This is a genomic window from Streptomyces asoensis, from assembly GCF_013085465.1.
Classification (GTDB): domain Bacteria; phylum Actinomycetota; class Actinomycetes; order Streptomycetales; family Streptomycetaceae; genus Streptomyces; species Streptomyces cacaoi_A.
The window spans coordinates 2,680,988-2,707,952 of the sequence record NZ_CP049838.1; the positions used below are offsets into that span (position 1 = coordinate 2,680,988).

The 26,965-nt window shown below is 70.1% G+C and carries 23 protein-coding genes; 9 read left to right on the forward strand and 14 right to left on the reverse strand.

Going from position 1 to position 26,965, the window contains the following annotated elements; genetic code table 11:
* Positions 1-9: 9 nt before the first annotated feature.
* Positions 10-1,431: a Fe-S cluster assembly protein SufB gene (gene sufB / locus G9272_RS12010; RefSeq protein ID WP_171396562.1), complete on the reverse strand. Its 1,422-nt coding sequence runs from the start codon at positions 1,429-1,431 to the stop codon at positions 10-12.
* Positions 1,428-2,171, reverse strand: coding sequence for a helix-turn-helix transcriptional regulator (locus G9272_RS12015; protein WP_171396563.1), 744 nt, complete (start codon positions 2,169-2,171; stop codon positions 1,428-1,430). Before G9272_RS12015 ends, sufB begins: the two co-directional genes overlap by 4 nt.
* 183 nt (positions 2,172-2,354) lie before the next feature.
* Here G9272_RS12015 and G9272_RS12020 point away from each other — a divergent pair, with 183 nt between their 5' ends.
* The 4 genes from G9272_RS12020 (at position 2,355) to G9272_RS12035 (ending at position 6,104) form a co-directional block, all read left to right on the forward strand.
* Positions 2,355-3,155, forward strand: a complete 801-nt coding sequence (locus G9272_RS12020; protein WP_171396564.1) for an aminoglycoside N(3)-acetyltransferase — start codon at positions 2,355-2,357, stop codon at positions 3,153-3,155.
* Between the two features lie 98 nt (positions 3,156-3,253).
* Positions 3,254-4,174, forward strand: a complete 921-nt coding sequence (locus G9272_RS12025) for an ABC transporter ATP-binding protein (protein ID WP_171396565.1) — start codon at positions 3,254-3,256, stop codon at positions 4,172-4,174.
* Positions 4,175-4,265: 91 nt separating this feature from the next.
* Positions 4,266-5,036 (forward strand): ABC transporter permease, encoded by a 771-nt coding sequence (locus tag G9272_RS12030; RefSeq protein WP_171396566.1) that lies wholly within the window; start codon positions 4,266-4,268, stop codon positions 5,034-5,036.
* 57 nt (positions 5,037-5,093) lie between these two features.
* Positions 5,094-6,104 carry a COX15/CtaA family protein gene (locus G9272_RS12035; RefSeq protein ID WP_171396567.1) on the forward strand — a complete coding sequence of 337 codons (1,011 nt, stop codon included), beginning with the start codon at positions 5,094-5,096 and terminating at the stop codon, positions 6,102-6,104.
* 55 nt (positions 6,105-6,159) lie between these two features.
* On the opposite strand, the gene G9272_RS12040 is transcribed toward G9272_RS12035, so the two are convergent.
* From G9272_RS12040 to G9272_RS12055, 4 genes are all read right to left on the reverse strand, one after another.
* Positions 6,160-6,906 (reverse strand): nucleotidyltransferase, encoded by a 747-nt coding sequence (locus tag G9272_RS12040; protein ID WP_171396568.1) that lies wholly within the window; start codon positions 6,904-6,906, stop codon positions 6,160-6,162.
* Positions 6,907-6,924: 18 nt separating this feature from the next.
* Positions 6,925-8,031, reverse strand: coding sequence for an amidohydrolase family protein (locus tag G9272_RS12045; protein WP_171396569.1), 1,107 nt, complete (start codon positions 8,029-8,031; stop codon positions 6,925-6,927).
* Between the two features lie 75 nt (positions 8,032-8,106).
* Complete coding sequence (locus G9272_RS12050; protein WP_171396570.1) at positions 8,107-8,463, reverse strand: hypothetical protein; 357 nt, start codon at positions 8,461-8,463, stop codon at positions 8,107-8,109.
* A 98-nt stretch (positions 8,464-8,561) separates the two neighbouring features.
* A complete protein-coding gene (locus tag G9272_RS12055) occupies positions 8,562-9,548 on the reverse strand; it encodes a heme o synthase (RefSeq protein WP_394645004.1) in 987 nt (328 codons plus the stop codon).
* Positions 9,549-9,903: 355 nt separating this feature from the next.
* Between G9272_RS12055 and tkt the strand changes: the two genes are divergently transcribed.
* The 5 genes from tkt to pgl are packed head-to-tail and all read left to right on the forward strand — an operon-like array spanning position 9,904 to position 16,579.
* The gene (gene tkt / locus G9272_RS12060; protein WP_171396572.1) at positions 9,904-11,991 is read left to right on the forward strand and encodes a transketolase; all 2,088 of its coding nucleotides are present in this window, start codon (positions 9,904-9,906) and stop codon (positions 11,989-11,991) included.
* A 33-nt stretch (positions 11,992-12,024) separates the two neighbouring features.
* Positions 12,025-13,143 carry a transaldolase gene (tal, locus tag G9272_RS12065; RefSeq protein WP_171396573.1) on the forward strand — a complete coding sequence of 373 codons (1,119 nt, stop codon included), beginning with the start codon at positions 12,025-12,027 and terminating at the stop codon, positions 13,141-13,143.
* Positions 13,144-13,146: 3 nt separating this feature from the next.
* Entirely contained in the window at positions 13,147-14,670 is a 1,524-nt protein-coding gene (gene zwf, locus G9272_RS12070; protein WP_171401950.1) for a glucose-6-phosphate dehydrogenase, read from the forward strand.
* Entirely contained in the window at positions 14,667-15,800 is a 1,134-nt protein-coding gene (gene opcA / locus G9272_RS12075; protein ID WP_171396574.1) for a glucose-6-phosphate dehydrogenase assembly protein OpcA, read from the forward strand. The genes zwf and opcA overlap by 4 nt, the downstream gene beginning before the upstream one ends.
* Positions 15,797-16,579 carry a 6-phosphogluconolactonase gene (gene pgl, locus G9272_RS12080; protein WP_171396575.1) on the forward strand — a complete coding sequence of 261 codons (783 nt, stop codon included), beginning with the start codon at positions 15,797-15,799 and terminating at the stop codon, positions 16,577-16,579. The genes opcA and pgl overlap by 4 nt, the downstream gene beginning before the upstream one ends.
* 30 nt (positions 16,580-16,609) lie before the next feature.
* Here the strand turns inward: pgl and G9272_RS12085 are convergent, their stop codons facing one another.
* From G9272_RS12085 to G9272_RS12120, 8 genes are all read right to left on the reverse strand, one after another.
* Positions 16,610-17,545: a hypothetical protein gene (locus G9272_RS12085; RefSeq protein WP_171396576.1), complete on the reverse strand. Its 936-nt coding sequence runs from the start codon at positions 17,543-17,545 to the stop codon at positions 16,610-16,612.
* 101 nt (positions 17,546-17,646) lie between these two features.
* On the reverse strand, positions 17,647-19,299 hold the full coding sequence (pgi, locus tag G9272_RS12090; RefSeq protein WP_171396577.1) for a glucose-6-phosphate isomerase: 1,653 nt from the start codon (positions 19,297-19,299) through the stop codon (positions 17,647-17,649).
* 415 nt (positions 19,300-19,714) lie between these two features.
* Positions 19,715-20,050 (reverse strand): RNA polymerase-binding protein RbpA, encoded by a 336-nt coding sequence (locus G9272_RS12095; protein WP_082412914.1) that lies wholly within the window; start codon positions 20,048-20,050, stop codon positions 19,715-19,717.
* A 211-nt stretch (positions 20,051-20,261) separates the two neighbouring features.
* Complete coding sequence (gene secG, locus G9272_RS12100; protein ID WP_020131907.1) at positions 20,262-20,492, reverse strand: preprotein translocase subunit SecG; 231 nt, start codon at positions 20,490-20,492, stop codon at positions 20,262-20,264.
* Between the two features lie 124 nt (positions 20,493-20,616).
* Entirely contained in the window at positions 20,617-21,393 is a 777-nt protein-coding gene (gene tpiA / locus G9272_RS12105; RefSeq protein WP_171396578.1) for a triose-phosphate isomerase, read from the reverse strand.
* A 6-nt stretch (positions 21,394-21,399) separates the two neighbouring features.
* Entirely contained in the window at positions 21,400-22,611 is a 1,212-nt protein-coding gene (locus G9272_RS12110) for a phosphoglycerate kinase (protein ID WP_171396579.1), read from the reverse strand.
* Positions 22,612-22,766: 155 nt separating this feature from the next.
* The gene (gene gap, locus G9272_RS12115) at positions 22,767-23,777 is read right to left on the reverse strand and encodes a type I glyceraldehyde-3-phosphate dehydrogenase (protein WP_171396580.1); all 1,011 of its coding nucleotides are present in this window, start codon (positions 23,775-23,777) and stop codon (positions 22,767-22,769) included.
* A 229-nt stretch (positions 23,778-24,006) separates the two neighbouring features.
* Positions 24,007-26,961: a M14 family metallopeptidase gene (locus G9272_RS12120; RefSeq protein WP_171396581.1), complete on the reverse strand. Its 2,955-nt coding sequence runs from the start codon at positions 26,959-26,961 to the stop codon at positions 24,007-24,009.
* Positions 26,962-26,965: the final 4 nt, after the last annotated feature.

Below are 26,965 nucleotides of genomic sequence, written 5' to 3' on the forward strand. Positions count from 1 at the left end.
GGCGGTCGCTTAACCGACCGCGCCCTCCATCTGGAGCTCGATCAGCCGGTTGAGCTCGAGGGCGTACTCCATGGGCAGCTCCTTCGCGATGGGCTCGACGAAGCCGCGCACGATCATCGCCATCGCCTCGAACTCGGTCATGCCCCGGCTCATCAGGTAGAAGAGCTGGTCGTCGCTGACCTTGGAGACGGTGGCCTCGTGGCCCATGGACACGTCGTCCTCGCGGACGTCCACGTAGGGGTACGTGTCGGAGCGGGAGATGGTGTCGACGAGCAGCGCGTCGCACAGCACGTTGGACTTGGAGCCGTGGGCGCCCTCACCGATCTCGACGAGACCGCGGTAGGACGTCCGGCCGCCACCGCGCGCCACCGACTTGGACACGATGTTCGACGAGGTGTTCGGCGCCATGTGGACCATCTTGGAGCCGGCGTCCTGGTGCTGGCCCTCGCCCGCGAAGGCGATGGAGAGGGTCTCGCCCTTGGCGTGCTCGCCCATCAGGTAGACGGCCGGGTACTTCATCGTCACCTTGGAGCCGATGTTGCCGTCGATCCACTCCATGGTCGCGCCCTCGTACGCCACGGCGCGCTTGGTGACCAGGTTGTAGACGTTGTTCGACCAGTTCTGGATGGTCGTGTAACGGCAGCGGGCGTTCTTCTTGACGATGATCTCGACCACGGCGCTGTGCAGCGAGTCCGACTTGTAGATCGGGGCCGTACAACCCTCGACGTAGTGCACGTAGGCGCCCTCGTCGACGATGATCAGGGTCCGCTCGAACTGGCCCATGTTCTCCGTGTTGATACGGAAGTAGGCCTGGAGCGGGATCTCCACGTGCACGCCCTTCGGCACGTAGATGAAGGAGCCGCCGGACCACACCGCGGTGTTCAGCGACGCGAACTTGTTGTCGCCGACCGGGATGACGGTGCCGAAGTACTCCTTGAAGAGCTCCGGGTGCTCCTTCAGCGCGGTGTCGGTGTCGAGGAAGATGACACCCTGCTCCTCCAGGTCCTCACGGATCTGGTGGTAGACGACCTCGGACTCGTACTGGGCCGCGACACCGGCGACGAGGCGCTGCTTCTCCGCCTCCGGGATGCCGAGCTTGTCGTACGTGTTCTTGATGTCCTCGGGCAGGTCCTCCCAGGACTCCGCCTGCTTCTCCGTGGAGCGCACGAAGTACTTGATGTTGTCGAAGTCGATGCCCGAGAGGTCGGAGCCCCAGTTGGGCATGGGCTTCTTGCCGAAGAGCCGCAGTCCCTTGAGACGCAGCTTCGTCATCCACTCCGGCTCGGACTTCTTGGCCGAGATGTCCTTGACGACGTCCTCGTTGATGCCGCGCTTCGCAGAGGCGCCGGCCGTGTCGGAGTCGGCCCAGCCGTATTCGTACTTACCCAGGCCCTCGAGTTCGGGGTGGGCAGTCTCCGTGGGGAGAGTCATGCGGGGTTCCTCCCGGCCGTGCTTGCAGATGCGTTGTGGGTGGCTGTGGAAACTTTGGGGATGAACGTCGTGCAGACGCCGTCGCCGTGGGCGATGGTCGCCAGTCGCTGGACGTGTGTCCCGAGCAGCTGGGAGAAGATCTCGGTCTCCGCCTCGCAGAGCTGCGGGAACTTCTCGGCGACATGGGCGACGGGGCAGTGGTGCTGGCACAGCTGCTCGCCGACCGGTGCGCTGCGCGCCGTAGCAGCGTACCCGTCCGCGCTCAGGGCCTTGGCCAGGGCTTCGGTCCGCTCTTCCGGGGCGGCCGCCTCGATCGCCTCGCGGTACCCGGCGGCCTGTTCGGCGATGCGCGCGCGGGCGAAGGCCACGACGGCCTCGTCCCCGCCGAAGCGCTCCTGGATCCAGCGCAGGGCGTCCGCGGCGAGCTTGTCGTAGGACTGGTCGAAGGCGTCCCGGCCGCAGTCGGTGAGGGCGAAGGCCTTGGCGGGGCGCCCGCGTGTCCTGGCTCCGTACACCCGCTGCTCGCGGGCCGCCACGACGTCGTCGGCGACCAGCGCGTCGAGGTGGCGGCGTACGGCGGCCTGGGTGAGGCCCAGCCGGCCGGCCAGCTCGGCGACGGTCGACGGCCCGTGGTCCAGGATGGACCGCGCGACCCGGTTGCGCGTCGAGCGCTCACCGGTCGCGATCTCCTCCTGGGGGGTCCCCGTGGGGGTCTCCCGAGCCTCGCCGACGTATTTCACAACGCCATTGTTGCGTAATTCCTCAGAGACAGGCAAGCCGCGTCCGGACCGGCGGGCGGTGCCCTACGTCACTTAGGTAAACCTAATCTGACCTGCGGAAACGATCTTTGATCGATCACGCGAAGACGGTGTTGCGATAAAATCACTGGTCTCCACAGCCCCCTTCCAGGACACTGCCGGACCATGCCCACACCCCCTCCCACCGGCCCACTTGTCACCCGCGACACCCTCGCCGCGGAGCTTCGCGCGCTGGGTGTCGAACCCGGAGAAATCCTCCTCGTGCACTCCTCGCTCAGTTCGCTCGGCTGGGTCTGCGGAGGCGCCGTCGCGGTCGTGCGGGGACTGCTCGACGCGGTCGGTCCGGACGGCACACTCGTGGTCCCCACCCAGTCCGGCGACCTGTCCGACCCGGCCCTGTGGAGCAATCCGCCGGTCCCCGCGGACTGGTGGGAGCGGATCCGGGCGACCATGCCCGCCTACGACCCCCTCATCACCCCCGCCCTCGGCGTCGGCGTGATCCCCGAGACGGTCCGCACCTGGCCCGGCGCCCTGCGCAGCGCCCACCCGCAGACCTCGTTCGCGGCGCTCGGGGCGCGGGCGGCGGAACTGGTCGAGGGGCACGCCCCCGACTGCCGGCTCGGCGAGCACAGCCCGCTGGCCCGGCTGGAGAAGGCGGGGGCGCGGGTCCTGCTGCTCGGCGCCGGCTACGCCACCTGCACCAGCTTCCACCTGGCCGAGTACCGGATCCCGGCCCCGCTCGTCGCGGTGGGCCGGCCGGGTCCCGGCGGGACGTGGGAGGTCGTGACCGAGGTGTCGATCGACTCCGATCGCTTCGACGAGCTGGGCCACGACTTCGAACGCGACCGGGACGTCGTACGGGGCACCGTCGGGGCGGCCGACGTGCGGCTGTTTCCGGTCGCGGACGCCGTGGCCTACGCGCAGCGGTGGCTGCCGCTACACCGGTCCCGCGAGGAGGAACTCTGAATCCGCCCGCCCTCCGCCCGCCCCAGCCGCCGTCGCGTCCGGCCGGTTCCCGCACCCCCCGGTCAGAGCCCCCACCCGCGAACCTAGACTCTTGAGCCATGCGAAGTGAGCCTGTCGTCCGGGTCGAGGCCCTGGTGAAGCGGTACGGGACGAAGACCGCGGTGAACGGCCTCGATCTGACGGCCCGGGCGGGCGTCACCGCCGTCCTCGGACCCAACGGCGCCGGCAAGACGACCACCGTCGAGACCTGCGAGGGGTACCGCCGGCCGGACGCCGGCACGGTGCGCGTCCTCGGCCTCGACCCGCAGAGACAGGCCTCCGACCTGCGCCCCCGGATCGGCGTGATGCTCCAGTCGGGGGGCGTGTACTCCGGCGCCCGGGCCGACGAGATGCTCCGGCACGTGGCCGGGCTGCACGCCCACCCGCTGGACGTCGACGCCCTCGTCGAGCGCCTCGGCCTCGGCTCCTGCGGCCGGACGACGTACCGCCGTCTCTCCGGCGGCCAGCAGCAGCGGCTCGCACTGGCGATGGCCGTCGTCGGCCGCCCGGAGCTGGTGTTCCTGGACGAGCCGACGGCCGGCCTCGACCCGCAGGCCCGCCGCGCCACCTGGGAGCTCGTACGGGACCTGCGGGCGGACGGCGTCTCCGTCATCCTGACCACCCACTACATGGACGAGGCCGAGCAGCTCTCCGACGACGTCGCGATCATCGACGCGGGCCGGGTCATCGCCCAGGGCTCCCCCGAGGAGCTGTGCCGCGGCGGCGCCGAGAACACCCTGCGCTTCACCGGCCGGCCCGGCCTCGACGTGACCTCCCTGCTCAAGGCCCTGCCCGCCGACAGCTCGGCCGCCGAGCTGACTCCGGGCTCCTACCGGGTGATGGGCAAGGTCGACCCGCAGCTGCTGGCGACGGTCACCTCGTGGTGCGCCCAGCACGGGGTGATGCCGGACCGGATCTCGGTCGAACGGCACACCCTGGAGGACGTCTTCCTCGAACTGACCGGCAAGGAGCTGCGCTGATGATCCCGGCTCACACACGGACCCGCTGGGGGTCCGGGGGTCGCCCCCCGGGAAGACACAGTCTCGAACTGACCGGCAAGGAGCTGCGCCGATGACCGCCACGGGTACCTACACCCCCCGGCCCGGCGCGGCCCCGCTGCCCCGCATGATCGGGGCGCAGGCGGCGCTGGAGACGAAGATGCTCCTGCGCAACGGCGAGCAGCTGCTGCTCACCGTCGTGATCCCCACGCTGCTGCTGGTGCTGTTCAGCACCGTGGACATCGTCGACACCGGCGCGGGCGAGGCGGTGGACTTCCTCACGCCCGGCATCCTCGCGCTCGCCGTGGTGTCGACGGCCTTCACCGGCCAGGCCATCGCGACCGGCTTCGAACGCCGCTACGGGGTGCTGAAGCGGCTCGCCTCCTCCCCCCTCCCCCGCTGGGGCCTGATGGCGGCGAAGACGCTGTCGGTGCTGGTCACGGAGATCCTCCAGGTGATCCTCCTGACGGCGATCGCCTTCGCCCTCGGCTGGAACCCGCACGGCAACCCGGCGGCCGTCCTGCTGCTCCTGGTCCTGGGCACGGCCGCCTTCTCGGGCCTCGGCCTGCTGATGGCGGGCACCCTGAAGGCGGAGGCGACGCTGGCCGCGGCCAACCTGGTCTTCCTGCTGCTGCTGGTGGGCGGCGGGGTGATCGTCCCGCTCGACAAGTTCCCGTCCGGCGCCCAGGACGTGCTCGGTCTGCTGCCCGTCTCGGCCCTCTCGGACGGCCTGCGGGACGTGCTCCAGCACGGCGCGGGCATGCCCTGGGGCGACCTGGGGATCCTGGCGGTGTGGGCGGTCGTGGGACTCGCGGCGGCCGGCCGGTTCTTCCGCTGGGAGTAGCCGGACGCGCGGACCCGGGGGGACCCTCGTGAACGCGTGCACAAGCGGACGCCTACGATGGGACGCGTGCCAAACGTGACCCGTGCCGACGCCGTAGCAGCCGTGCGCAACCCGCTCGCCTTCATCGCCGAACGCTGGACCCCCACCCGCCGGACCGTCCAGCGGGCGGCGCTGTACCCGCTCGTGATGTCGGTGGTCATCGTGGTCACCGGCGGTGCCGTGCGGCTCACGGGCTCCGGCCTGGGCTGCCCGACCTGGCCCAAGTGCACCGACGACTCGCTCACCGCGACCGGCGCGATGGGCTTCCACGGCGCCATCGAGTTCGGCAACCGCATGCTGACGTACGTGCTGTGCGCGGCCGTCGGCTGGGCGATCATCGCCGCGCGCTCCGAGAAGCCGTACCGGCGGAGCCTGACCCGGCTGGGCTGGGCGCAGTTCTGGCTGGTGATGAGCAACGCCGTACTCGGCGGGATCGTGGTGCTCGTCGGCCTCAACCCCTACACGGTCGCGGCGCACTTCCTGGCCGCCACGGCGCTCCTCGCGGTCGCCGCGGTGATGTGGCAGCGCGCCCGGGAGGGCGACGGGGAGCCCCGGCCGCTGGTCGGCAAGCCCGTGCAGCAGCTGGTGTGGTTCCTGGTCGTCGCCTCGACGCTGCTGATCGCCGTCGGCACGGTGGTCACCGGCGCGGGCCCGCACGCCGGTGACTCCAGCGAGGTCGAGCGGATGCCGCTGGACTGGGAGACGATCGCCAAGCTGCACGCCGTGCTCGCCTGGATCGTGGTGACGCTGACCTTCGCCCTGTGGTTCATCCTCAAGGCGGTGGACGCGCCGAAGAACCCGCTGGACCGTACCCGGGACCTGTTCCTGGTGCTGCTCGGACAGGGTGTCATCGGCTACGTCCAGTACTTCACGGACCTTCCCGAGGCCCTGGTCGGGCTGCACATGTTCGGCTCCTGCCTGGTGTGGATCGCGGTGCTGCGGGTGCTGCTGGCGCTGCGCGAGCGCCCCGAGACGACGATCGACCTGCCGGGCCCGGCGGCCGAGGTGACGGTCGGCACGCGCGCGTAGGTCACCCGTACGACGTGAGTCAGCCGTACGACGTGAGTCACCCGTACGACGTGAGTCACCTGTACGAGGTGACCAGCCCGTCGATCACCGGCCCCAGGTAGTCCCGGGTCAACTCGGCGCGGCGGGCCGGCCACCCTTCGTCGGCAGGCGCGCCCCCCTCGTCGTAGCGGCGGCGCGCGATGTCCGACACGACCTCCGACGGCGCCCCCAGCGCGGGCAGTTCGTCGAGGGCCTCGCGCTTGGAGATCAGCCGGCCGTCCCGGACGGTCACCGTCGCCCGCGCGAAGGTCAGCAGTCCCAGATCGACCCAGACGTTCTGATGCCACAGGTGGGCCTTGTCGACGGCGGGCCGCCAGAAGTCCCTCTGGTCGCGGACGACGAAGTCGCCGAGTGCGCGGTCCGGCACGGGCGGCAGCAGCGCGCCGGGCGGCTTCCCGTACAGCACCCGGCCGAAGTCGTGCAGTTCGCGCCGGGTCACCGGGGTGACCGTCCGCCGGAACAGCCGGCTGTGCGCCCAGGTGAGGTGCCGACGCTCCGGATCGGCCGCCCGGTCGGGGGTGAGATAGGTGCAGTGCAGCAGCGGGGCGAGCGGCTCGTTCCGCAGGCGGGCGTGCAGCCGGCCCAGGTGCCACACCGCGCGCGGTGTGAGGGGCCCCGCCAGGACCGCGATGAGGTCCAGGTCGCTGCGCCCCTCCTGGTAGTCGCCCCCGGCGAGCGAACCGTGGGCCCACAGGGCGACGGGGTCCAGGGCCGGGAGTCCGGCGAGGAAACGGTCCAGTAAGGATTCCGTGCGGCTGGTCATGCGCCCAGTCTGTCCACCTCAGCCGAGCCCGTACACCCGGCGCGCGTTGCCCGCCGCGATCAGTCCCGCCACCCGTTGCGCGTCCCCGGGCGACCACGCGCCCTCCGCGACCCAGGTGCCGAGCACCCGCGCCAGTGCCTCGCGGAACAGCCGTGCCCCGACCACGTGCAGCTCGGGCAGTCCTCCGGCCCCGCTGGAGAAGAGGATCTTGCCGAAGGGGGCCAGCTCCAGGATCTCCGCGAGGATCGTCGCGGCTCGCGCGCCGGTCCGTACGAGCGCGGCGCCGGAGTCGGCGTACACGTGCGGGAAGACGCCCGCGAGGTGGGCGGCGTGCCGGTGGTAGGGGTAGCCGTGCAGCAGGACGAGGTCGGTGCCGAGGCCGGCCGTGGCCCGGACGAAGTCCGTCAGCAGCACCGGATCCGTGCGGTCGACGCGCGCCCCCGGCTCGCCGAGTCCCGCGTGCAGCTGAAGGGGCAGCCCCGAGGCGACGGCGATCCACAGCAGGTGCCGCAGCAGCACCGGATCGCTCAGCTCGCCGCCGACCCTGCGACCCGCCAGCCAGCGGCCCGCGGCGCCCCGCACCTCCCCGGGGCCGGGCGGCTCGGGCGCGAGGGCGAGGCCGTGCCGGACACCCGCGACGGAGGTGAAGGCCACGGCGTTCGCGGCGGCCCCGTGCACCGACTCGGCGAGGTTGGCGAGGAAGGACTCGACGGTGCCTGAGGTGTCGGCGACCTGTTCGGCGAGGGGTTCCAGACGCACGATCTCCCGGGCCTCGGCGGCGCCGGCCGAGGCGAGCTCGCTCGGTCCGGTGAGGTCGCCGGGCAGGCCCGTGTCGACCAGGTACGTCGTGATGCCGCTGCCGCGCAGCAGCCGGCGGCCCGCTTCCAGTACGCCGAGTTCACGACGCCGGGCGAGATAACGGGCGGGTGGCGCGTGCGGTTCCAGACCGAGGAGCGGGGGACACCAGCGGCGTACCGCGAACCCCGTCTGGGTGTCGAACAGCGTCGTGCCCGGGGCCGGCGGGCCCTCGGTGCGGGCCAACTGGGCCTCGAACGTACCGAGACCCAGCTCCGTTCTGAGGACGCCGTGGCAGTACTGGTCCACCAAGGACGGCGTTTCGATCATCCGGACTCCCGGGAGACGGACCACGTGGTTCCTACGGGGTCCTAACGGGTGACCGGGGTGTCAGGTTGTTGCTGCTCAGCCGTTCTTCGGTCCGCCGACCTGGATCCCGGCCATCCGCGTCCACTCGTACGGCCCCGTCTTCACCTTCGCGGCGAACTCGCCGTCGAAGGTCTCGTGGACGGTGATGCCGGCCTTCCCGACGGCCAGCTCGGCGACGGCGACCGAGGGGGCCACCAGGTCGCCCCAGCCGCCGTCCTCGCCGACGAGGACGATACGGGCGCCGCGTTCGCCGATGTACGCGATCTGGCCCTCGGCCCCGCCGTGCCGCTTGGCGAAGGCGCTGATCCGCTTGGCGAGCCGGGCCGCCTTGCGCTCGGCCTTCGCGGCCTGCTTGGCGTCGGCGGTCTCGTCAACCTGCTTGGTGTCTGCCATGGCCAGGATGCTACCGACGGGTAGATCGAACGGCGACGGCCGGGGTGCGTGGTGTTGACCACGCACCCCGGCCGTCGAAGCCGTACCGAGCCGTCGACTCAGCGCAGGAAGGGGTCCACCGCGACCGCCACGAACAGCAGCGACACATAGGTGATGGACCAGTGGAACAGCCGCATCTCCTTCAGCTTCCCGCCCGTCACCTCCGCCTTCGCGCGGCTCTGGAGCCCGTGCGCCTCCCACAGCCACCAGCCGCCGGCCACCAGCGCGACCGAGGTGTAGAACCACCCGGTGTAGCCCAGCGGGGTCAGCAGCAGCGAGACGGCGACCATCACCCAGCTGTAGAGGACGATCTGCTTGGCGACGGTCTTGTTGGAGGCGACCACCGGCAGCATCGGCACGCCCACGCGCGCGTAGTCGTCCTTGACCTTCATGGAGAGCGGCCAGTAGTGCGGCGGCGTCCAGAAGAACATGACGAGGAAGAGGACGACCGGCGCCCAGGACACCGAGTCCGTCACGGCCGACCAGCCGATCAGTACCGGCATACAGCCGGCGATGCCGCCCCACACGATGTTCTGCGAGGTACGGCGCTTGAGGATCATCGTGTAGACGACGACGTAGAAGAGGAGCGCGCCGAGGGCGAGCCAGGCCGACAGCCAGTTGACGGTCAGACCGAACAGGAGTGTCGAGACCACCGCGAGGGTGATGCCGAAGGCGAGGCATTCACGCGGGCTGACCATTCCCGTGACCAGCGGACGCTGCGAGGTTCGGTCCATCAGCGCGTCGATGTCGCGGTCGATGTACATGTTCAGCGCGTTGGCGCCGCCCGCGGACAGATAGCCACCGAGGCAGGTCAGGACCACCAGGCCGAGGTCCGGAACACCTTGCTGCGCCAGGAACATCACCGGGACGGTGGTGATCAGCAGCAGCTCGATGATCCGCGGCTTGGTCAGCGCCACGAACGCCTTCACCCGGGCCCCGAACGGCCGCCGGCTCGGGCTCTGGCTCGTCCCGATCTCCCCCACTGCCCAATGGGCGTGGGCGGTACCCCCACCTACTGGACGGGATTCAACGGCCGTCACGCACACCCCTGACAGAGACTCCCAGCAAGCCTCCCCATGTGAATGCGGGGTAAAGGCTCGCGCGTACCACGCCACTGTAGACGTTGCCCAGACCCCGACATTCGCGGGGGTGGGGTCGTGTTGGACGGCACCTGCGGAAGAGCCGGAGGGCACTCTGTTGAGCACTCGTACGAGCGGCTCCGTATTCACTTGCCGAACAGGGAACACACCGGTCGGGAGGCGGACCACCAAGTCTCCCGGCAGTCTGGAATGACTCGAAAAAATGCACGTTCTCACGGGGGTAGGCTCGACAACGGCCGGTGGGCGCCGCGTGCACCGGCATTCGACATGCGTGACATGTGGAGAGGAGCCCTGACCCAGGGTGAGCACCAAGCCGACCACCACAGACCTCGAGTGGACCGAGTTGGACCAGCGGGCCGTGGACACCGCCCGCGTCCTGGCCGCCGACGCCGTACAGAAGGTCGGCAACGGCCATCCCGGTACGGCGATGAGCCTGGCGCCTGCCGCGTACACCCTCTTCCAGAAGGTGATGCGGCACGACCCGGCGGACGCCGACTGGGTCGGCCGCGACCGGTTCGTGCTGTCCGCGGGCCACTCGTCCCTGACGCTCTACACCCAGCTGTACCTGGCCGGCTTCGGCCTGGAGCTGGACGACCTGAAGTCGTTCCGTACCTGGGGTTCGAAGACGCCGGGTCACCCGGAGTACGGCCACACCACGGGCGTCGAGACGACGACCGGCCCGCTGGGCCAGGGTGTCGCCAACGCCGTGGGCATGGCCATGGCCGCCCGCTACGAGCGCGGTCTGTTCGACCCGGAGACCCCGGCCGGCGAGTCGCCGTTCGACCACTTCGTGTACGCGATCGCCGGTGACGGCTGCCTCCAGGAGGGCATCTCCGCCGAGGCGTCCTCGCTGGCCGGTCACCAGAAGCTCGGCAACCTGGTCCTGCTGTGGGACGACAACCACATCTCGATCGAGGGCGACACCGAGACGGCCGTCTCCGAGGACACCGCCAAGCGCTACGAGGCGTACGGCTGGCACGTGCAGCGCGTCGCCCCCAAGCCGGACGGCGACCTGGACCCGCACGCCCTCTACGACGCGATCGAGGCCGCGAAGCAGGTGACGGACAAGCCGTCCTTCATCGCGATGCGCTCGATCATCGCCTGGCCCGCGCCGAACGCGCAGAACACCGAGGCCGCCCACGGCTCGGCGCTCGGCGACGACGAGGTCGCGGCCACCAAGCGCGTCCTCGGCTTCGACCCGGAGAAGTCCTTCGAGGTCGCGGACGAGGTCATCGCCCACACCAGGGGCGCCCTGGAGCGTGGCCAGGCGGCCCGCGCCGTGTGGGAGAAGTCCTTCCAGCAGTGGCGGGACAACAACCCCGACCGCGCCGCCGAGTTCGAGCGCGTCGCCGCGGGCGAGCTGCCCACCGGCTGGGAGGAGAAGCTCCCGGTCTTCGAGCCCGGCAAGGGCGTCGCCACCCGTGCCGCGTCCGGCAAGGTGCTCCAGGCGCTCGGCGCGGTCATCCCCGAGCTGTGGGGCGGCTCCGCCGACCTCGCGGGTTCCAACAACACGACGATCGACAAGACGTCGTCGTTCCTCCCGGCGGACAACCCGCTGCCGGAGGCGGACCCGTACGGCCGCACCGTCCACTTCGGCATCCGCGAGCACTCGATGGCCGCGGAGATGAACGGCATCGCGCTGCACGGCAACACGCGCATCTACGGCGGCACGTTCCTCGTGTTCTCCGACTACATGCGCAACGCCGTGCGGCTGTCCGCCCTGATGCACGTGCCGGTGACGTACGTGTGGACGCACGACTCCATCGGTCTCGGCGAGGACGGCCCGACCCACCAGCCGGTCGAGCACCTGGCCTCGCTGCGCGCGATCCCGGGCCTGAACATCGTCCGCCCGGCCGACGCCAACGAGACGACGATCGCCTGGCGCGAGATCCTCAAGCGCTGGACGAAGGTCTTCGGCAAGGGCGCCCCGCACGGTCTGGTCCTCACCCGCCAGGGCGTGCCGACGTACGAGCCCGACGAGAACGCGGCCAAGGGCGGGTACGTCCTGTTCGAGGCCTCCACGGGGACGCCGGAGGTGCTCCTCATCGCGACCGGCTCCGAGGTGCACGTCGCCGTCGAGGCGCGCGAGCGGCTGGAAGCCGACGGTGTGCCCACGCGCGTGGTGTCCATGCCGTCCGTGGAGTGGTTCGAGGAGCAGGACCAGGGGTACCGGGACAGCGTCCTGCCCCCGTCCGTCAAGGCCCGCGTCTCGGTCGAGGCGGGCATCGGTCTCACCTGGCACAAGTACGTCGGGGACGCCGGCCGCATCGTTTCCCTGGAGCACTTCGGTGCTTCCGCCGATGGCAAGGTCCTCTTCCAGGAGTACGGCTTCACTGCGGAGAACGTGGCCGACAAGGCCCGGGAATCCCTCGCCGCCGCCCAGCGCTGACGCTCACATACGACACGTAGGAGATGTAATTCCATGACAGACGCACTCAAGCGCCTCTCCGAAGAAGGCGTCGCGATCTGGCTGGACGACCTGTCGCGCAAGCGGATCACGTCCGGCAACCTGGCCGAACTGATCGACCAGCAGCACGTCGTGGGCGTCACCACCAACCCGTCGATCTTCCAGAAGGCGATCTCGCAGGGCGACGGCTACGACCAGCAGCTGTCGGACCTCGCCGCCCGCAAGGTCACCGTCGAAGAGGCCATCCGCATGATCACGACGGCGGACGTCCGCGACGCCGCCGACATCCTGCGCCCGGTCTTCGACGCCACCGGCGGCCAGGACGGCCGGGTCTCGATCGAGGTCGACCCGCGCCTGGCGCACCACACCAAGCCGACGGTCGCCGAGGCCAAGCAGCTCGCCTGGCTGGTCGACCGCCCCAACACGCTCATCAAGATCCCGGCCACGATGGGCGGCCTGCCGGCGATCACCGAGGTCATCGGCCTCGGTATCAGCGTCAACGTCACGCTGATCTTCTCCCTGGAGCGCTACCGCCAGGTCATGGACGCCTACCTGGCCGGCCTGGAGCAGGCCAAGGAGCGCGGCCTGGACCTGTCGAAGATCCACTCCGTGGCGTCCTTCTTCGTGTCCCGCGTGGACACCGAGATCGACAAGCGGCTCGACGCGCTCGGCACCGACGAGGCCAAGGCCGCCCGCGGCAAGGCGGGCCTCGCCAACGCCCGGCTCGCCTACCAGGCGTACGAGGAGGTCTTCGCCGGCGAGCGCTGGGCCGCGCTGGAGAAGGCGGGCGCCAACAAGCAGCGTCCGCTGTGGGCCTCCACCGGCGTGAAGGACCCCGCCTACAAGGACACCCTGTACGTGGACGACCTGGTGGCGCCGAACACGGTGAACACCATGCCGGAGGCGACCCTGTTCGCCACCGAGGACCACGGGCAGATCACCGGCAACACCGTCGCCGGCACCTACGAGCAGGCCCGCGCCGAGATCGACGCCGTCGAGAAGCTCGGCATCTCCTACGACGACGTGGTCCAGCTCCTCGAGGACGAGGGCGTGGACAAGTTCGAGGCGTCCTGGAACGACCTGCTCAAGTCGACCGAGGCGGAGCTCCAGCGCCTCGCCCCCTCGGAGGGCTGAACTCTGTCGAGCAGCAACCCGCTGCGTGACCCCGCCGACCGACGGCTCCCGCGTATCGCGGGGCCGTCGGGCCTGGTCATCTTCGGCGTCACGGGCGATTTGTCCCGGAAGAAGCTCATGCCCGCCGTGTACGACCTCGCCAACCGGGGTCTGCTGCCGCCGGGCTTCTCGCTGGTCGGCTTCGCCCGCCGCGAGTGGGAGCACGAGGACTTCGCACAAGAGGTCCACGACGCCGTCAAGGAGCACGCCCGCACGCCCTTCCGCGAGGAGGTCTGGCAGCAGCTCGTCCAGGGCATGCGCTTCGTGCAGGGCACCTTCGACGACGACGACGCCTTCGAGCGGCTGCGCGGCACGATCGAGGAACTCGACAAGGCGCAGGGCACGGGCGGCAACTTCGCCTTCTACCTCTCCGTGCCGCCGCGCTCCTTCCCGGTGGTCATCCAGCAGCTGAAGAAGCACGGGCTGGCCGACCAGAAGAACGGCTCCTGGCGACGCGCGGTCATCGAGAAGCCCTTCGGCCACGACCTCGCCTCCGCCGAGGAGCTCAACAAGGTCGTCCACGAGGTCTTCGGCTCGGACCAGGTCTTCCGCATCGACCACTACCTGGGCAAGGAGACCGTCCAGAACATCATGGCGCTGCGCTTCGCCAACACGATGTTCGAGCCGATCTGGAACCGGTCCTTCGTGGACCACGTCCAGATCACGATGGCCGAGGACATCGGCATCGGCGGCCGGGCCGGCTACTACGACGGCATCGGCGCCGCCCGTGACGTCATCCAGAACCACCTGCTCCAGCTCATGGCCCTCACGGCCATGGAGGAGCCGGCCTCCTTCGACGCGGACGCGCTGGCCGCCGAGAAGACCAAGGTGCTCGGTGCCGTGCGGCTGCCGAAGGACCTGGGCCGCGCCACCGTGCGCGCCCAGTACGCGGCCGGGTGGCAGGGCGGCGAGAAGGCCGTCGGCTACCTCGAAGAGGACGGCATCGACCCCAAGTCGAAGACCGACACCTACGCGGCCGTCAAGCTGGAGGTCGACAACCGCCGCTGGGCGGGCGTCCCCTTCTATCTGCGCACCGGCAAGCGCCTGGGCCGCCGGGTCACCGAGATCGCGGTCGTCTTCCAGCGGGCCCCGCACTCCCCCTTCGACTCCACGGCCACCGAGGAGCTCGGCGCGAACGCGATCGTCATCCGCGTCCAGCCCGACGAGGGCATCACGGTCCGCTTCGGCTCGAAGGTGCCCGGCACCTCGATGGAGATCCGGGACGTGTCGATGGACTTCGCCTACGGCGAGTCCTTCACGGAGTCCTCGCCCGAGGCGTACGAGCGCCTCATCCTCGATGTGCTGCTGGGCGACTCGAACCTCTTCCCCCGCACGGAAGAGGTGGAGCTGTCCTGGAAGATCCTCGACCCGATCGAGCAGTACTGGGACAAGAACGGCAAGCCCGCGCAGTACCCGTCGGGCACGTGGGGGCCCGTCGAGGCCGACGAGATGCTCGAGCGAGACGGACGGAGCTGGCGCCGGCCATGAAGACAGACCTCACGGACACCACTGCCAGCAAGATCAACAAGGCGTTGGTGCAGGGCAGGCGTGCGATAGGCACACCCGCCGTCGGCATGGTGCTCACCCTCGTCGTCGTCACGGACGAGGAGAACGCCTACGACGCCCTGAAGGCCGCCAACGACGCGTCGCACGAGCACCCCTCGCGCACGCTCGTGGTCATCAAGCGCGTCTCGCGGTCCCCCCGGGGCCGCACCCAGTCCCGCCTCGACGCCGAGGTACGGCTGGGCGCGGACGCGGGCAGCGGCGAGACGGTGATCCTCCGGCTGTACGGCGAGGTCTCCGACCACGCCCAGTCCGTCGTCCTGCCGCTGCTGCTGCCGGATGCGCCGGTGGTGGTCTGGTGGTCGGTGGACGCCCCGCGCGACCCGGCGGGCGACCCGCTGGGCGCCCTGGGCCAGCGCCGGGTCACCGACAGCTACGCGGCCGAGAAGCCCATCAACGAACTGCGAGCCCGTGCCGAGAGCTACGAGCCGGGCGACACCGACCTGGCGTGGGCCCGGATCACACCGTGGCGCTCGATGCTGGCCGCCGCCCTCGACCAGGTCAGCTGCGAGATCGTCTCCGCCGAAGTGGCGGGCGAGGAGGCCAACCCGAGCGTCGAGCTGCTCGCCATGTGGCTCGCCGACCGGCTCCATGTGCACGTCCGCCGCGCGATCTCGGCCGGTCCCGGTCTGACCCAGGTCCGGATGGAGACGACCGGCGGTCCGATCACGCTGCACCGGTCGGACGGTGCGATGGCCACGCTGGCGCTGCCGGGCCAGCCGGACCGCGCGGTGGCGCTCAAGCGCCGCGAGACGTCCGAGCTGCTCGCGGAGGAGCTGCGCAGGCTCGACCCCGACGACACGTACGCGTCCGCCCTGCGGTTCGGCGTGGACCGGCTGGGCGGGATCCAGTCGGCCGCCGAGCGGGAGGCGGAGCGGGCCGAGGCCGCCGGCCAGCCCACGCCGTCCCTCCCCGTCCGCGCGGTGCCGGAACCGGCGGCCACGGGCCCCGACTCCGCGTCGGCTCCGCCGGCCACCGCCCCGGCGGGTCACGGCGACGCCGACCGGCCGACTCCGGCGCAGATGCCCCCGGTCAGGAAAGCGGATCCGCAGTGAGCACTCCCCAGCTGGTCGTGCACCACGACAAGGAACTGATGGCGCAGGCCGCCGCGGCCCGTCTCATCACGAAGATCGTGGACGCCCAGGCCTCCCGGGGCCAGGCGTCCGTGGTCCTCACGGGCGGCCGCAACGGCAACGGTCTGCTGGCCGCGCTGGCCACCGCGCCCGCCCGCGACGCCGTCGACTGGGCCCGGCTGGACCTGTGGTGGGGCGACGAGCGCTTCGTGCCCGAGGGCGACCCGGAGCGCAATGTCACGCAGGCGCGTGAGGCCCTGCTGGACTCCGTCCCGGTGGACCCGAAGCGCGTACACGCCATGCCCGCGTCCGACGGTCCGTACGGCGCCGACGTGGAGGCGGCCGCGGCCGCCTACGCGGAGGAGCTGGCCCGCGCGGCCGGCCCCGAGAACCATGGCAACGTGCCCGCCTTCGACGTCCTGATGCTGGGCGTCGGCCCGGACACCCATGTGGCCTCGCTCTTCCCGGAGCTGCCGGCCGTGCGGGAGACCGAGCGCACGGTGGTGGGCGTGCGCGGCGCGCCCAAGCCCCCGCCGACCCGGGTCACCCTCACCCTCCCGGCGATCCGGGCGGCCCGTGAGGTGTGGCTGCTCGCGGCGGGCGAGGACAAGGCGCAGGCCGCGGCGATCGCCCTGTCCGGCGCGGGCGAGATCCAGGCCCCCGCGGCGGGCGCCCGGGGCCGCTCCCGCACCCTGTGGCTGCTGGACACCGCGGCGGCCTCCCGGCTCCCGCGGTCGCTGTACCCTCCGGCATCCGCCTGACGCGGTCGCCGCTCCACAGAACCCGTACGGTCAACCGCCGTACGGGTTCTGCCCGTTGTGGGCCCGGTAGCCCCCGTACGGGTTGCCCTGGGGATACGGCTGCCCCGGGCCCGGTGCGTGCGGGTGTCCGTACGGCTGTCCGTGCGGGTGTCCGGGCTGCCCGTACTGCTGTCCGTACGGGTTTCCCTGCGGCGGGACCTGGGAGGGCGCCCAGGCCGGTGTCGGCGGCAGGGTGGCCGGGTGGGCCGCCAGTCGGATGCCGTACCGCCGCTTGAGGCGGCGCATCTCCAGCAACGCGATCCCCGTGACCGTCACCGGTGCGCCCAGGATGAAGACGATGCCCATGGTGAGGCTGAGGCCGTGCAGGTCACCGGTGATCAGATCGGGGACGGCCATCAGCCAGGTCGTCACCGTGGCGAGCAGCGGCGGCAGACAGCGGTGCACCGCTGCGGAACCGAAGAAGTTCCCGGAGAGCCGGACGGCGCCGGCCATCACGAAGAAGGCCATCCAGAGGCCCACGAGGCTGAGCAGCATCCTCGGCACCAGCCCGACCAGCTCGCTCGACTGGAAGATCCCCACGGTCGTCAGGACACAGCCGATGAAGAGCAGCAGCAGCTTGAGCGAGTCGAGGAGCGGCCGCTTCAGCTGCCGGACGGTGCCGGTGCGCCGCCAGACGAAGAGCATCACGCCGACCGTCACCGGGGTGAGGAAGAACAGCACGGCAGAGGCGATCGCCGTGTTCTCCAGCATCTCCTCGAAGGCGAAGCCGCCCTCGACGAAGGTGTAGACGCCGACGGCCGCGACCGCCCCGGCGAGGACCCTGCCGCGCTTGAGCCGTTCCACCGTCGGATCGAGCGCTTCGGGTATCCACGCCGGATGGAACACCGCCCACGCCACCTTGTGGGGCTTCAGGAACGAGCGGACGGACAGCGAGCCGTCGGTCCAACTCCTGCGTGCACTGGTCACGTTGCTCTCCCCCGAGAGATCGGCCTCATGATCGCCGGGGAGTCTACGGGAAGCGGACGACCACCCGCCGCCCGCTTCCCGCTCCTCCCGTCCGGTGACCGCTACCGGCCGCGCAGCTCCCGGTACTTGGCGACCAGGGCCTTGGTGGACGCGTCCAGGCCGGGGACCTCGGCGCCCTCGGTGAGGGCGGGTTCGACGCGCTTGGCGAGCACCTTGCCGAGCTCCACGCCCCACTGGTCGAAGGAGTCGATGTTCCACACCGCGCCCTGCACGAACACCTTGTGCTCATAGAGCGCGACGAGCTGGCCGAGGACCGAGGGGGTCAGCTCACGGGCCAGGATCGTGGTCGTGGGGTGGTCGCCCTTGAACGTCTTGTGGGCCACCAGCTCCTCCGGCACGCCCTCGGCGCGCACCTCCTCGGGCGTCTTGCCGAAGGCCAGCGCCTGGGTCTGGGCGAAGAAGTTGGCCATGAGCAGGTCGTGCTGTGCCTTGAGTTCGTCGCTCAGCTCGGCGGCCGGCTCGGCGAAGCCGATGAAGTCGGCAGGGATGAGCTTCGTGCCCTGGTGGATGAGCTGGTAGTAGGCGTGCTGCCCGTTGGTGCCCGGCGTGCCCCAGACGATCGGGCCGGTCTGCCAGTCGACCTGCTCGCCGTCCCGGTCGACGGACTTGCCGTTGGACTCCATGTCCAGCTGCTGGAGGTAGGCGGCGAACTTGGACAGATAGTGGCTGTAGGGCAGCACGGCGTGCGACTGCGCGTCGTGGAAGTTGCCGTACCAGATGCCCAACAGGCCCAGCAGCAACGGCACGTTGGACTCGGCGGGCTCGGTCCTGAAGTGCTCGTCGACGAGGTGGAAGCCGTCGAGCATCTCGCGGAAGCGGTCCGGGCCGATGGCGATCATCAGCGACAGGCCGATCGCCGAGTCGAACGAGTAACGACCGCCGACCCAGTCCCAGAACTCGAACATGTTGGCCGTGTCGATGCCGAAGTCGGCGACCTTCTCGGCGTTCGTCGACAGCGCGACGAAGTGCTTGGCGACGGCCTGGTCGTCGCCGTCCAGCCCCTTCAGCAGCCAGGTGCGGGCCGAGGTGGCGTTGGTGATCGTCTCGATGGTGGTGAAGGTCTTCGACGCGATGATGAACAGCGTCTCCGCCGGGTCCAGGTCGCGGGTGGCCTCGTGCAGGTCGGCGCCGTCCACGTTGGACACGAAACGGACCGTGAGGTCGCGGTCGGTGTAGCCGCGCAGCACCTCGTAGGCCATCGCCGGGCCCAGGTCGGAGCCGCCGATGCCGATGTTCACCACGTTCCGGATGCGCCGGCCGGTGTGACCGGTCCAGACGCCGGAGCGTACGCGGTCGGCGAAGCCGGCCATCTTGTCGAGGACGGCGTGCACCGCCGGGACGACGTTCTCCCCGTCGACCTCGATCACCGCGTCGCGCGGGGCGCGCAGGGCGGTGTGCAGGACGGCGCGGTCCTCGGTGGTGTTGATCTTCTCGCCGCGGAACAGGGCGTCCCTGAGGCCGAAGACGTCGGTGGCGACGGCCAGTTCACGCAGGTGCCGCAGTGTCTCGTCGGTGACGAGGTGCTTGGAGTAGTCGATGTGCAGGTCACCGACCCGTAGCGTGTATCCCGCGCCGCGCTCGGGGTCGGCGGCGAACAGCTCCCGCAGCCGCACCTCGCCGAGTTCCTCGCGGTGTTTGGCCAGCGCGGCCCACTCGGGCGTCTGGTTGAGCCTCGTACGGCCGTCTGCGTTCATGTCGGACTTCAGCCCTCTTTCCTCATCTGTCCGTGCTGCGCACGCCTTGCCCCGCCGGTTCCAACCTAGTTGATCAGCACGTCGGGTGAGCGGACGTGCCGGAGTCCTACGGGGCAACAACAGGTACGTGCGGCCGGCCCACGGGTATCAACGCGACAACGGCGAGTGCGCACTACGCGCGTGGGGCCGCGTCGCCGTGTCGGCGCGGCACGAACGGGCCGACCGGCAGTCCGCCGGCGGCCGGGTAACGGTCATCGGGCAGGCGTCGGCCCCGCCGAGGGCCTCGAGGTCCACAGGGGCGCGCCGAACGGGCGCGTGGAGGGCACCACTGACACACGGCCCGCGGGCGACCATGCGCCCGTGCGTGGAACACGTCCGGCCAGGCACCCTCGGGCACCCGGCCGGTCTCGGTTCGTCAGATCTCGCCCCGCAGTTTGGCGAGCGCCTCGGCGAGGATCGCCTCGCCGTCCGCGTCGCTGCGCCGCTCCCGCACATAGGCGAGGTGCGTCTTGTAGGGCTCGGTTCGCGGCGGGGCCGGGGGGTTGTCCCGGTCCTGCCCGGCGGGAAAGCCGCAGCGCGGGCAGTCCCAGGTCTCGGGAACCTGCGCGTCGCTGGCGAAGCTGGGCACCGTCTCGTGTCCGTTGGAGCACCAGAAGGAGATGCGCAGACGCGGCGCGGACTCGCCCCGCTCGGCCTCGCCCATCGGCCCCGCCCCGACCCGGCTTCCTCGGATCGCGTTGCCACTTGCCACGGTCGTAACTCCCTGCGTGATGGTGCCGCAAAGCGAGTCGGCGTTTCGCTTCGCTGCGAGCGCCTCAGTCTACGTAAGGCCCAACGCGCGTCCAGTGATTGGAGTTACAGCTTCCACACCTAGACGCAAGCCCCATGATAGGCCGCGCTCAGCTGCGCGTACCGAACATGGGGCCTTACGTACCGGAATGTGCGTGACTGTGCGAAGCTGATCAGCTGTTCGTCTTCATGACGATGCCGAGAACGATGATGCAGGCGAACCACAGCAGACCGATCACGACGGTGATGCGGTCGAGGTTGCGCTCGGCGACCGAGGAGCCGCCGACGGAGGACTGCATGCCGCCACCGAACATGTCGGAGAGGCCGCCGCCCTTCCCCTTGTGCATCAGCACCAGCAGCATCAGCAGCAGGCTGAAGACGATCAGGGCGATCGAGAACCCCAAAACCACGGCTGGACCAACTTCCTCGGATTCGGATGACGCGGACGAACGACGGGGGCATAGCGACAACCGCTATGCCCCCGCAAGGGTACGACGGATCGCCGCTACCGCATACTCACAGCTCGGATCACTGGTCGCGGAAGCGCACGATCTTGACGAACTCGTCGGCGTCCAGCGAGGCACCGCCGACCAGCGCGCCGTCGATGTCGGCCTGCGCCATGATCTCGGCGACGTTGCCGGACTTCACGGAGCCGCCGTACTGGATGCGGACCTTGTCGGCCAGCTCCTGGGTGTAGAGCTCGGCGAGCTTGCCGCGGATGGCGGCGCAGACCTCCTGCGCGTCCTCGGCGCCGCAGACCTTGCCGGTGCCGATGGCCCAGACGGGCTCGTAGGCGATCACGATCGTCTCGGCCTGCTCGGCCGGAAGATCCTTCAGACCGCCCTCGACCTGGGTGAGGGTGTGGGAGACGTGGTTGCCCGCCTCGCGGACGTCCAGCTCCTCACCGACGCACAGGATCGGGGTCAGGCCGTGCTTGTAGGCGGCCTTGACCTTGGCGTTCACGAGCTCGTCGGTCTCGTTGTGGTACTGGCGGCGCTCGGAGTGGCCGATCGCCACGAACGTGCACTTCAGCTTGGCGAGCATCGGGCCGGAGATCTCGCCGGTGTAGGCGCCGGAATCCTGCGCCGAGATGTCCTGGGCGCCGTACTTGATCTTCAGCTTGTCGCCGTCGACCAGGGTCTGTACGGAGCGCAGGTCGGTGAAGGGCGGCAGGACGGCGACCTCGACGGCCTCGTGGTCCTTGTCGGCCAGGGCGAAGGCGAGCTTCTGGACGTGGGCGATGGCCTCGAGGTGGTTGAGGTTCATCTTCCAGTTGCCCGCCATCAGCGGCGTGCGAGTGGTCATGCGGGGTCAGCCCTCCAGTGCGGCGAGGCCGGGGAGCGTCTTGCCCTCGAGGTATTCGAGGGAGGCGCCACCACCGGTCGAGATGTGGCCGAATGCGTTCTCGTCGAAGCCCAGGAGGCGGACGGCCGCGGCGGAGTCGCCGCCGCCGACGACCGTGAAGGCCGGGGAGTCGATGAGGGCCTGGGCGACCGCCTTGGTGCCCTCGGCGTAGTCGGGGTGCTCGAAGACGCCCATGGGGCCGTTCCAGAAGACGGTGCCGGCGTCGGCGAGCTTCGAGGCGTACAGCTTGCGGGACTCGGGACCGATGTCCAGCCCCATCTGGTCACCGGGGATCGCGCCCGCGGTGACGGTGGTGGGGTTCGTCGGGGCCTTGGCCTTCAGGTCCGGGAACCCGGTGGAGACGAGGACGTCGACGGGCAGGACCAGCTCGACGCCGGTCTTCTCCGCGCGCTCGATGTACTCCCGTACGGCCGGGAGCTGGTCCTCCTGGAGGAGCGAGACGCCGATCTCGTGGCCCTGGGCCTTGAGGAAGGTGTAGGCCATGCCGCCGCCGATCAGGATGCGGTCGGCCTTGCCGAGCAGCTGGTCGATGACGGCGAGCTTGTCGGAGACCTTGGCGCCGCCGAGGGCGACGACGTAGGGCCGCTTGACGTCCTCGGTGAGCTTCTTCAGGACGCCGACCTCGGTGGCGATCAGGAAGCCGGCCGCGTGCGGCAGCCGCGCCGGGAGGTCGTAGACGGAGGCGTGCTTGCGGTGCACCGCCCCGAACCCGTCACCGACGTAGAGGTCGGCGAGTTCGGCGAGCCGGTCGGCGAAGGCGCCGCGCTCGGCGTCGTCCTTGCTGGTCTCGCCCGCGTTGAAGCGCAGGTTCTCGATGACGGCGACCTGGCCGTCGGTGAGGCCCGCGACCGTGGACCGCGCGGACTCGCCGACCGTGTCGGTCGCGAAGGCCACGGCGGAGCCGAGGAGTTCACCCAGCCGGGCGGCGGCGGAGGCGAGGGAGAAGGCCGGGTCCGGCGCACCCTTGGGACGGCCGAGGTGCGAGGCGACGACCACCTTGGCGCCCGCGTCCGCGAGGGCCTTGACGGTGGGCAGGACGGCGCGGATACGACCGTCGTCGGTGATGGTGGCGCCGTCGAGCGGCACATTGAGGTCGGCGCGGACGAAGACCCGCTTGCCTGCGACGCCTTCGGCGAGAAGTTCGTCGATCGTCTTCATTACGGGGGCTCCTGAGGAGGGCTCGTGGTGCTCGTGATCGCTCGTGCTCGCCGGCGACCAGGAGGAAGGCTGATCCGTACGTGCGTCAGGGCTCGGGCGGCGCGTCCCTGCGCCGCCCGAGCCCTGCACTCACATCAAGGTGCCTGATCCGACGATCAGAGCTGGCCGCCGACGAAGACCGTCAGGTCGACGAGGCGGTTGGAGTAGCCCCACTCGTTGTCGTACCAGCCGAGGATCTTCACCGTGTTGCCCTCCTGGACCATGGTCAGGGAGGAGTCGAAGGTGCAGGAGGCCGGGTCGCCGACGATGTCCGAGGAGACGATCTGGTCCTCGGTGTACGACAGGTAGCCCTTGAGGTCGCCGTCGTCGGAGGCCTTCTTGAACGCGGCGTTGACCTCGTCCTTGGTGACCTCGCGCTGGAGCGTCACGACCAGGTCGGTGGCCGAGCCGGTCGGGACCGGGACGCGCATGGCGATGCCGTCCAGCTTGCCCTTGAGCTGCGGGAGGACCAGGGCGGTGGCCTTGGCGGCACCCGTCGTGGTCGGGATGATGTTCTCGGCGGCGGCGCGGGCGCGGCGCAGGTCCGAGTGCGGGAAGTCCAGGATGCGCTGGTCGTTGGTGTACGCGTGGACCGTCGTCATCAGACCCTTGACGATGCCGAAGTTCTCGTCGAGGACCTTGGCCATCGGCGCCACACAGTTGGTGGTGCAGGAGGCGTTGGAGATGACGTGGTGGTTGGCCGCGTCGTACTTGTCCTGGTTGACGCCCATCACGATGGTGATGTCCTCGTCCTTGGCCGGAGCCGAGATGAGGACCTTCTTGGCGCCGCCGGCGATGTGCTTCTCGGCGTCGGCCTTCTTGGTGAAGATGCCGGTCGACTCGATCACGATGTCGACGCCCAGGTCGCCCCACGGGATGTCCGCCGGGTTGCGCTCGGACAGCACCTTGATGGTGTGACCGTCGACGGTGATCGTGTCGGCGGTGTGCGACACCTCGGCCTTGAGGCGGCCCAGGATGGTGTCGTACTTGAGCAGATGTGCGGTGGTCGCGGTGTCACCCAGGTCGTTGACAGCCACGATCTCGATGTCAGCACCCTGCTCCAGCAGCGCGCGGAAGTAGTTACGACCGATGCGGCCAAAGCCGTTGATGCCTACGCGGATCGTCACGAACCGATCTCCTCGTTGGTACGCCGGCTATGCGGTGCCGGCGAGCTGTATTTGGGATGTCCCCGACCAACCCCGACCCTACCTCTCCGAGGCCGCCGGAGTGACATCGACTTCGCCCATACACGGCAGGGCGGTCCGTACCCGCCAGTAGGGGTACGGACCGCCCGGACCGGAAGGCCCGATCGCTCGATGTGATTACGAACTGTCACACGGAGTTGACAGCCGTTCTTCAGCTCTCAAGTGAGGCGAGTGCCTTTCCGATGAGCGCGACACGGTCGGCCGCCGCGGTGACGTGCTCCAGACCGAAGCCCAGCAGCACGGTGTCGTCGGTGGTGACCGCTCCGTACGTCTGGAAGAGGGCGCCGGTGCGCGTCCAGTCCTTCAGGACGGCCGGGCTGCCCGCGGGCGGACCCACGACCTGCCAGGCGCCGAGCGACGTCTCGAAGCCCTCGGTCCCGGTGGCGGAGCCGCCGACGACCAGCGAGGTGTCGTCCACGAGGACGCCGTGGCCGCCGCTGCCGGGGTCGGTGACGTAGGCGATCGAGACCTCGACCTGCTTGCCCGCGTAACCGCTCAGGTCGAAGTTCACCTGCTGCCAGCCGCTGGAGGCGCCGGTGAGGGCGTTCCAGGAGCCGGTGCTGCCGGTCGCGGTGCAGTCGCCCGCACCGAGGGTGAGGTAGTGCCGCAGCCACGGGTGCTCGCCGATGTAGAAGCCGCCGCCGCACTCCGCGGGGACGGCGGTGCTGGTGGCGCCGCCCGCCTCGGGGAGCGTCGTCCAGTCGTCGGCGCCGACCGTGTGGATCTCGACGATCGCGTTGTCGTAGCCGGGCTCGGTGTCCCACAGCAGCTGGGTGCGCAGGGCCGGCTTGCTCGCCGCGCCGACCCCGGTGAGGTCGATGGTGCGGGTGAGACGCTTGTAGCCGTCGTCGGTGTGCACGGCGGCGGCCATGTACGAGCCCGTGAACGGCCCGTACGGGTTGACCGTCCCGGCGAACCGACCGGCTCCCGCGCTGGCGAACTGCGGGTACGCGCCCGCCGGCAGCTCGTCCGAGGTGACGCCGTACGTGCCCGCCCTGTCGAGCGGGTTGCCGGTCGCCGGGCCGAGGGCCCCGCCGGCACCGCCGAGCTTGCCGGAGCCGGTGAAGCCGGTGGCGCCGGGGGTCGACGTACGGGAGTAGGCGCCCAGGTAGTACTGGCTGAAGTCGTTCGACGGGGTGCCGTCACCGAGGTCGACGTTGCCGCCGGCCAGCTCGCCCGCCTCGATCAGCTTGCCGCCCTCGTTGAGGAAGGCGCGCAGTTCGAGCTGGGTCGGATTGCCGGGGACGCTCGCGCCCGTGTAGTGGACGACGGTGTCGAAGTGGCTCAGCACGCCGAGCGCGTCGGGTGCGCCCTGAGAGGCGACGTCCCAGACGATCGCCTTGCGGCCGTTGGCCTTCAGCGCGTCGACGTAGGTCTGCGCCTGTGTGGCGGCCGTGCCTTCCTCGGCCACGACGAGGGTGTCGGCCTTGGGCCGCGCGGCGATCGTGTAGGTGAAGTGCGCGCTGGAGACCTTCTTGCCGTTCTTGGTCTCGCCGGTGAACCACACCTCGACCTTGTCGCCCGGTTCGCCGTCCTGCACCTTGGCCCGGTACTCGTCGTAGTAGAGGTTGTCGTCACCGCCGAAGATCTCGCCGCCCTTCCAGGCCTTGAGCGCCTGGTCCCAGGTACGGCCGCCGTTGACGCGGTACTTGAGCTCCTTGTCGCGGATCGCCTTGCGGGCGACGACGGAGACCTCCTGGTCGGCGCCGCGCGAGTACGAGGTGGTGAACGGCGCCGGGGTGAAGTCGGCGGCGGCCAGACCGACCGAGGACTTCGGCTGGTCGGGCTGCGCGGCGGACTCCGCGACGGAGAGCGCGAAGGGCACGTTCTTGGCGAACTCGTCCTGGATCAGCTTCTCGTCGTCGGGGAAGTTGAAGCCCGACTGGCAGTCGGCGGCGTTCCACTGGTCGTTCGGGTCGATGTTCGACGCGGTCTGGCAGGTCGACATCTCGGGGGTGAACATCGCCGCGCCGTTGACGTTCGCCGCGTGCCCGTCGGCCTCGCCGTTGGTCGTGTACAACTCCGAGGAGACCTGCGGGTGGTAGCCCGGGATCGCGGAGTTGTCGGGGGTGCCGGCGAGCGCCTTGTAGACGACGTCGTCGGGGGTGTCGGTCGCAACCTGCCAGCCGACGCCGTAGAGCAGCAGCTCGGCGGCGGAGTGGTAGTTGATGCCGTACGTGAACCCGATCCGCTTCTCGAAGGCGTCGAGCGCCCGGGTCTCGGGTTCGGAGCCGGGGCTCGCGCCGCGGTAGGTCTGGCTGGTGGGGTTCGGGGACGAACCCTCGTCGTCGTAGCCCCACTTGTAGGGGAAGTTGCGGTTGAGGTCGACGCCGTCGCCGGTGGAGATCACGCCGTCGCCGTTGACGTCCCGCAGGTTCTTGCGCCAGAGGCGGTTGTCGGTGTTCTCGAAGGTGTAGTCGTAGCCGTCGGGGTTGGCCGACAGGACGAACCACAGCTCGCTGGAGTCGACGATCTTCTTGACGCGCTGGTCGGTCTTGTAGGTGTCCAGGTAGTAGTGCATCAGCCGCCGGGTCATCTCCGGGGTGATCCACTCCCGCGCGTGCTGGTTGGACATGTAGAGGACCGAGGGCTTGGAACCGTCCTCGGACTTCTTCGCGTTCTTGGTCAGTTTGAGCGCGAGGATGTCCTGGCCTTCGACCGTCTTGCCGATGGAGACGACCTTGGTGAGGCCCGGGTTCTCCTGGGCGGTGCGGAGGATCTCCTCCTGGAGACCGCCGCTGCCGCTGTACGGCCGGAACACACCGTCGGCGGCGGCCTCGACGCGGTTCTCCGCCTTGGCCGAAAGAGTGTGCTCGGTGAGGGCGACGCCCTGCTTCTCGAGCTTCTTCGCCTGCTTGTCGGTGAGGTAGACCTCGACCGTCGCGGTGCCCTTCTCGGGCGCCTGCTCGCTGAGTTCGTGACCGTCCTGGCCGGCCGCCAGCAGCAGGGGTACCTGCTGCTTGGTGACCTCGGCGCGGAAGACCTTGACCTCGTCCGCGTCGGGTTTCGGTGTGGTGCCGGGCTGTGCCTGGGCGATGGGTGCGAGTGCCGCTCCGCCGAGCAGCAGCGCGCCGACAGCGAGGATCGATCTCGCTCTTCGTCTCATGAAC

Bases quoted from the DNA above. Each gene is read 5' to 3' on its own strand.
- G9272_RS12120 (WP_171396581.1), bottom strand. From the start codon at position 26,961: ATGAGACGAAGAGCGAGATCGATCCTCGCTGTCGGCGCGCTGCTGCTC.
- G9272_RS12110 (WP_171396579.1), bottom strand. From the start codon at position 22,611: ATGAAGACGATCGACGAACTTCTCGCCGAAGGCGTCGCAGGCAAGCGG.
- tpiA (WP_171396578.1), bottom strand. From the start codon at position 21,393: ATGACCACTCGCACGCCGCTGATGGCGGGCAACTGGAAGATGAACCTC.
- G9272_RS12030 (WP_171396566.1), top strand. From the start codon at position 4,266: ATGACCGCCACGGGTACCTACACCCCCCGGCCCGGCGCGGCCCCGCTG.
- G9272_RS12040 (WP_171396568.1), bottom strand. From the start codon at position 6,906: ATGACCAGCCGCACGGAATCCTTACTGGACCGTTTCCTCGCCGGACTC.
- opcA (WP_171396574.1), top strand. From the start codon at position 14,667: ATGAAGACAGACCTCACGGACACCACTGCCAGCAAGATCAACAAGGCG.
- G9272_RS12020 (WP_171396564.1), top strand. From the start codon at position 2,355: ATGCCCACACCCCCTCCCACCGGCCCACTTGTCACCCGCGACACCCTC.
- sufB (WP_171396562.1), bottom strand. From the start codon at position 1,431: ATGACTCTCCCCACGGAGACTGCCCACCCCGAACTCGAGGGCCTGGGT.
- G9272_RS12035 (WP_171396567.1), top strand. From the start codon at position 5,094: ATGGGACGCGTGCCAAACGTGACCCGTGCCGACGCCGTAGCAGCCGTG.
- tal (WP_171396573.1), top strand. From the start codon at position 12,025: ATGACAGACGCACTCAAGCGCCTCTCCGAAGAAGGCGTCGCGATCTGG.
- G9272_RS12050 (WP_171396570.1), bottom strand. From the start codon at position 8,463: ATGGCAGACACCAAGCAGGTTGACGAGACCGCCGACGCCAAGCAGGCC.
- G9272_RS12045 (WP_171396569.1), bottom strand. From the start codon at position 8,031: ATGATCGAAACGCCGTCCTTGGTGGACCAGTACTGCCACGGCGTCCTC.
- pgi (WP_171396577.1), bottom strand. From the start codon at position 19,299: ATGAACGCAGACGGCCGTACGAGGCTCAACCAGACGCCCGAGTGGGCC.
- G9272_RS12025 (WP_171396565.1), top strand. From the start codon at position 3,254: ATGCGAAGTGAGCCTGTCGTCCGGGTCGAGGCCCTGGTGAAGCGGTAC.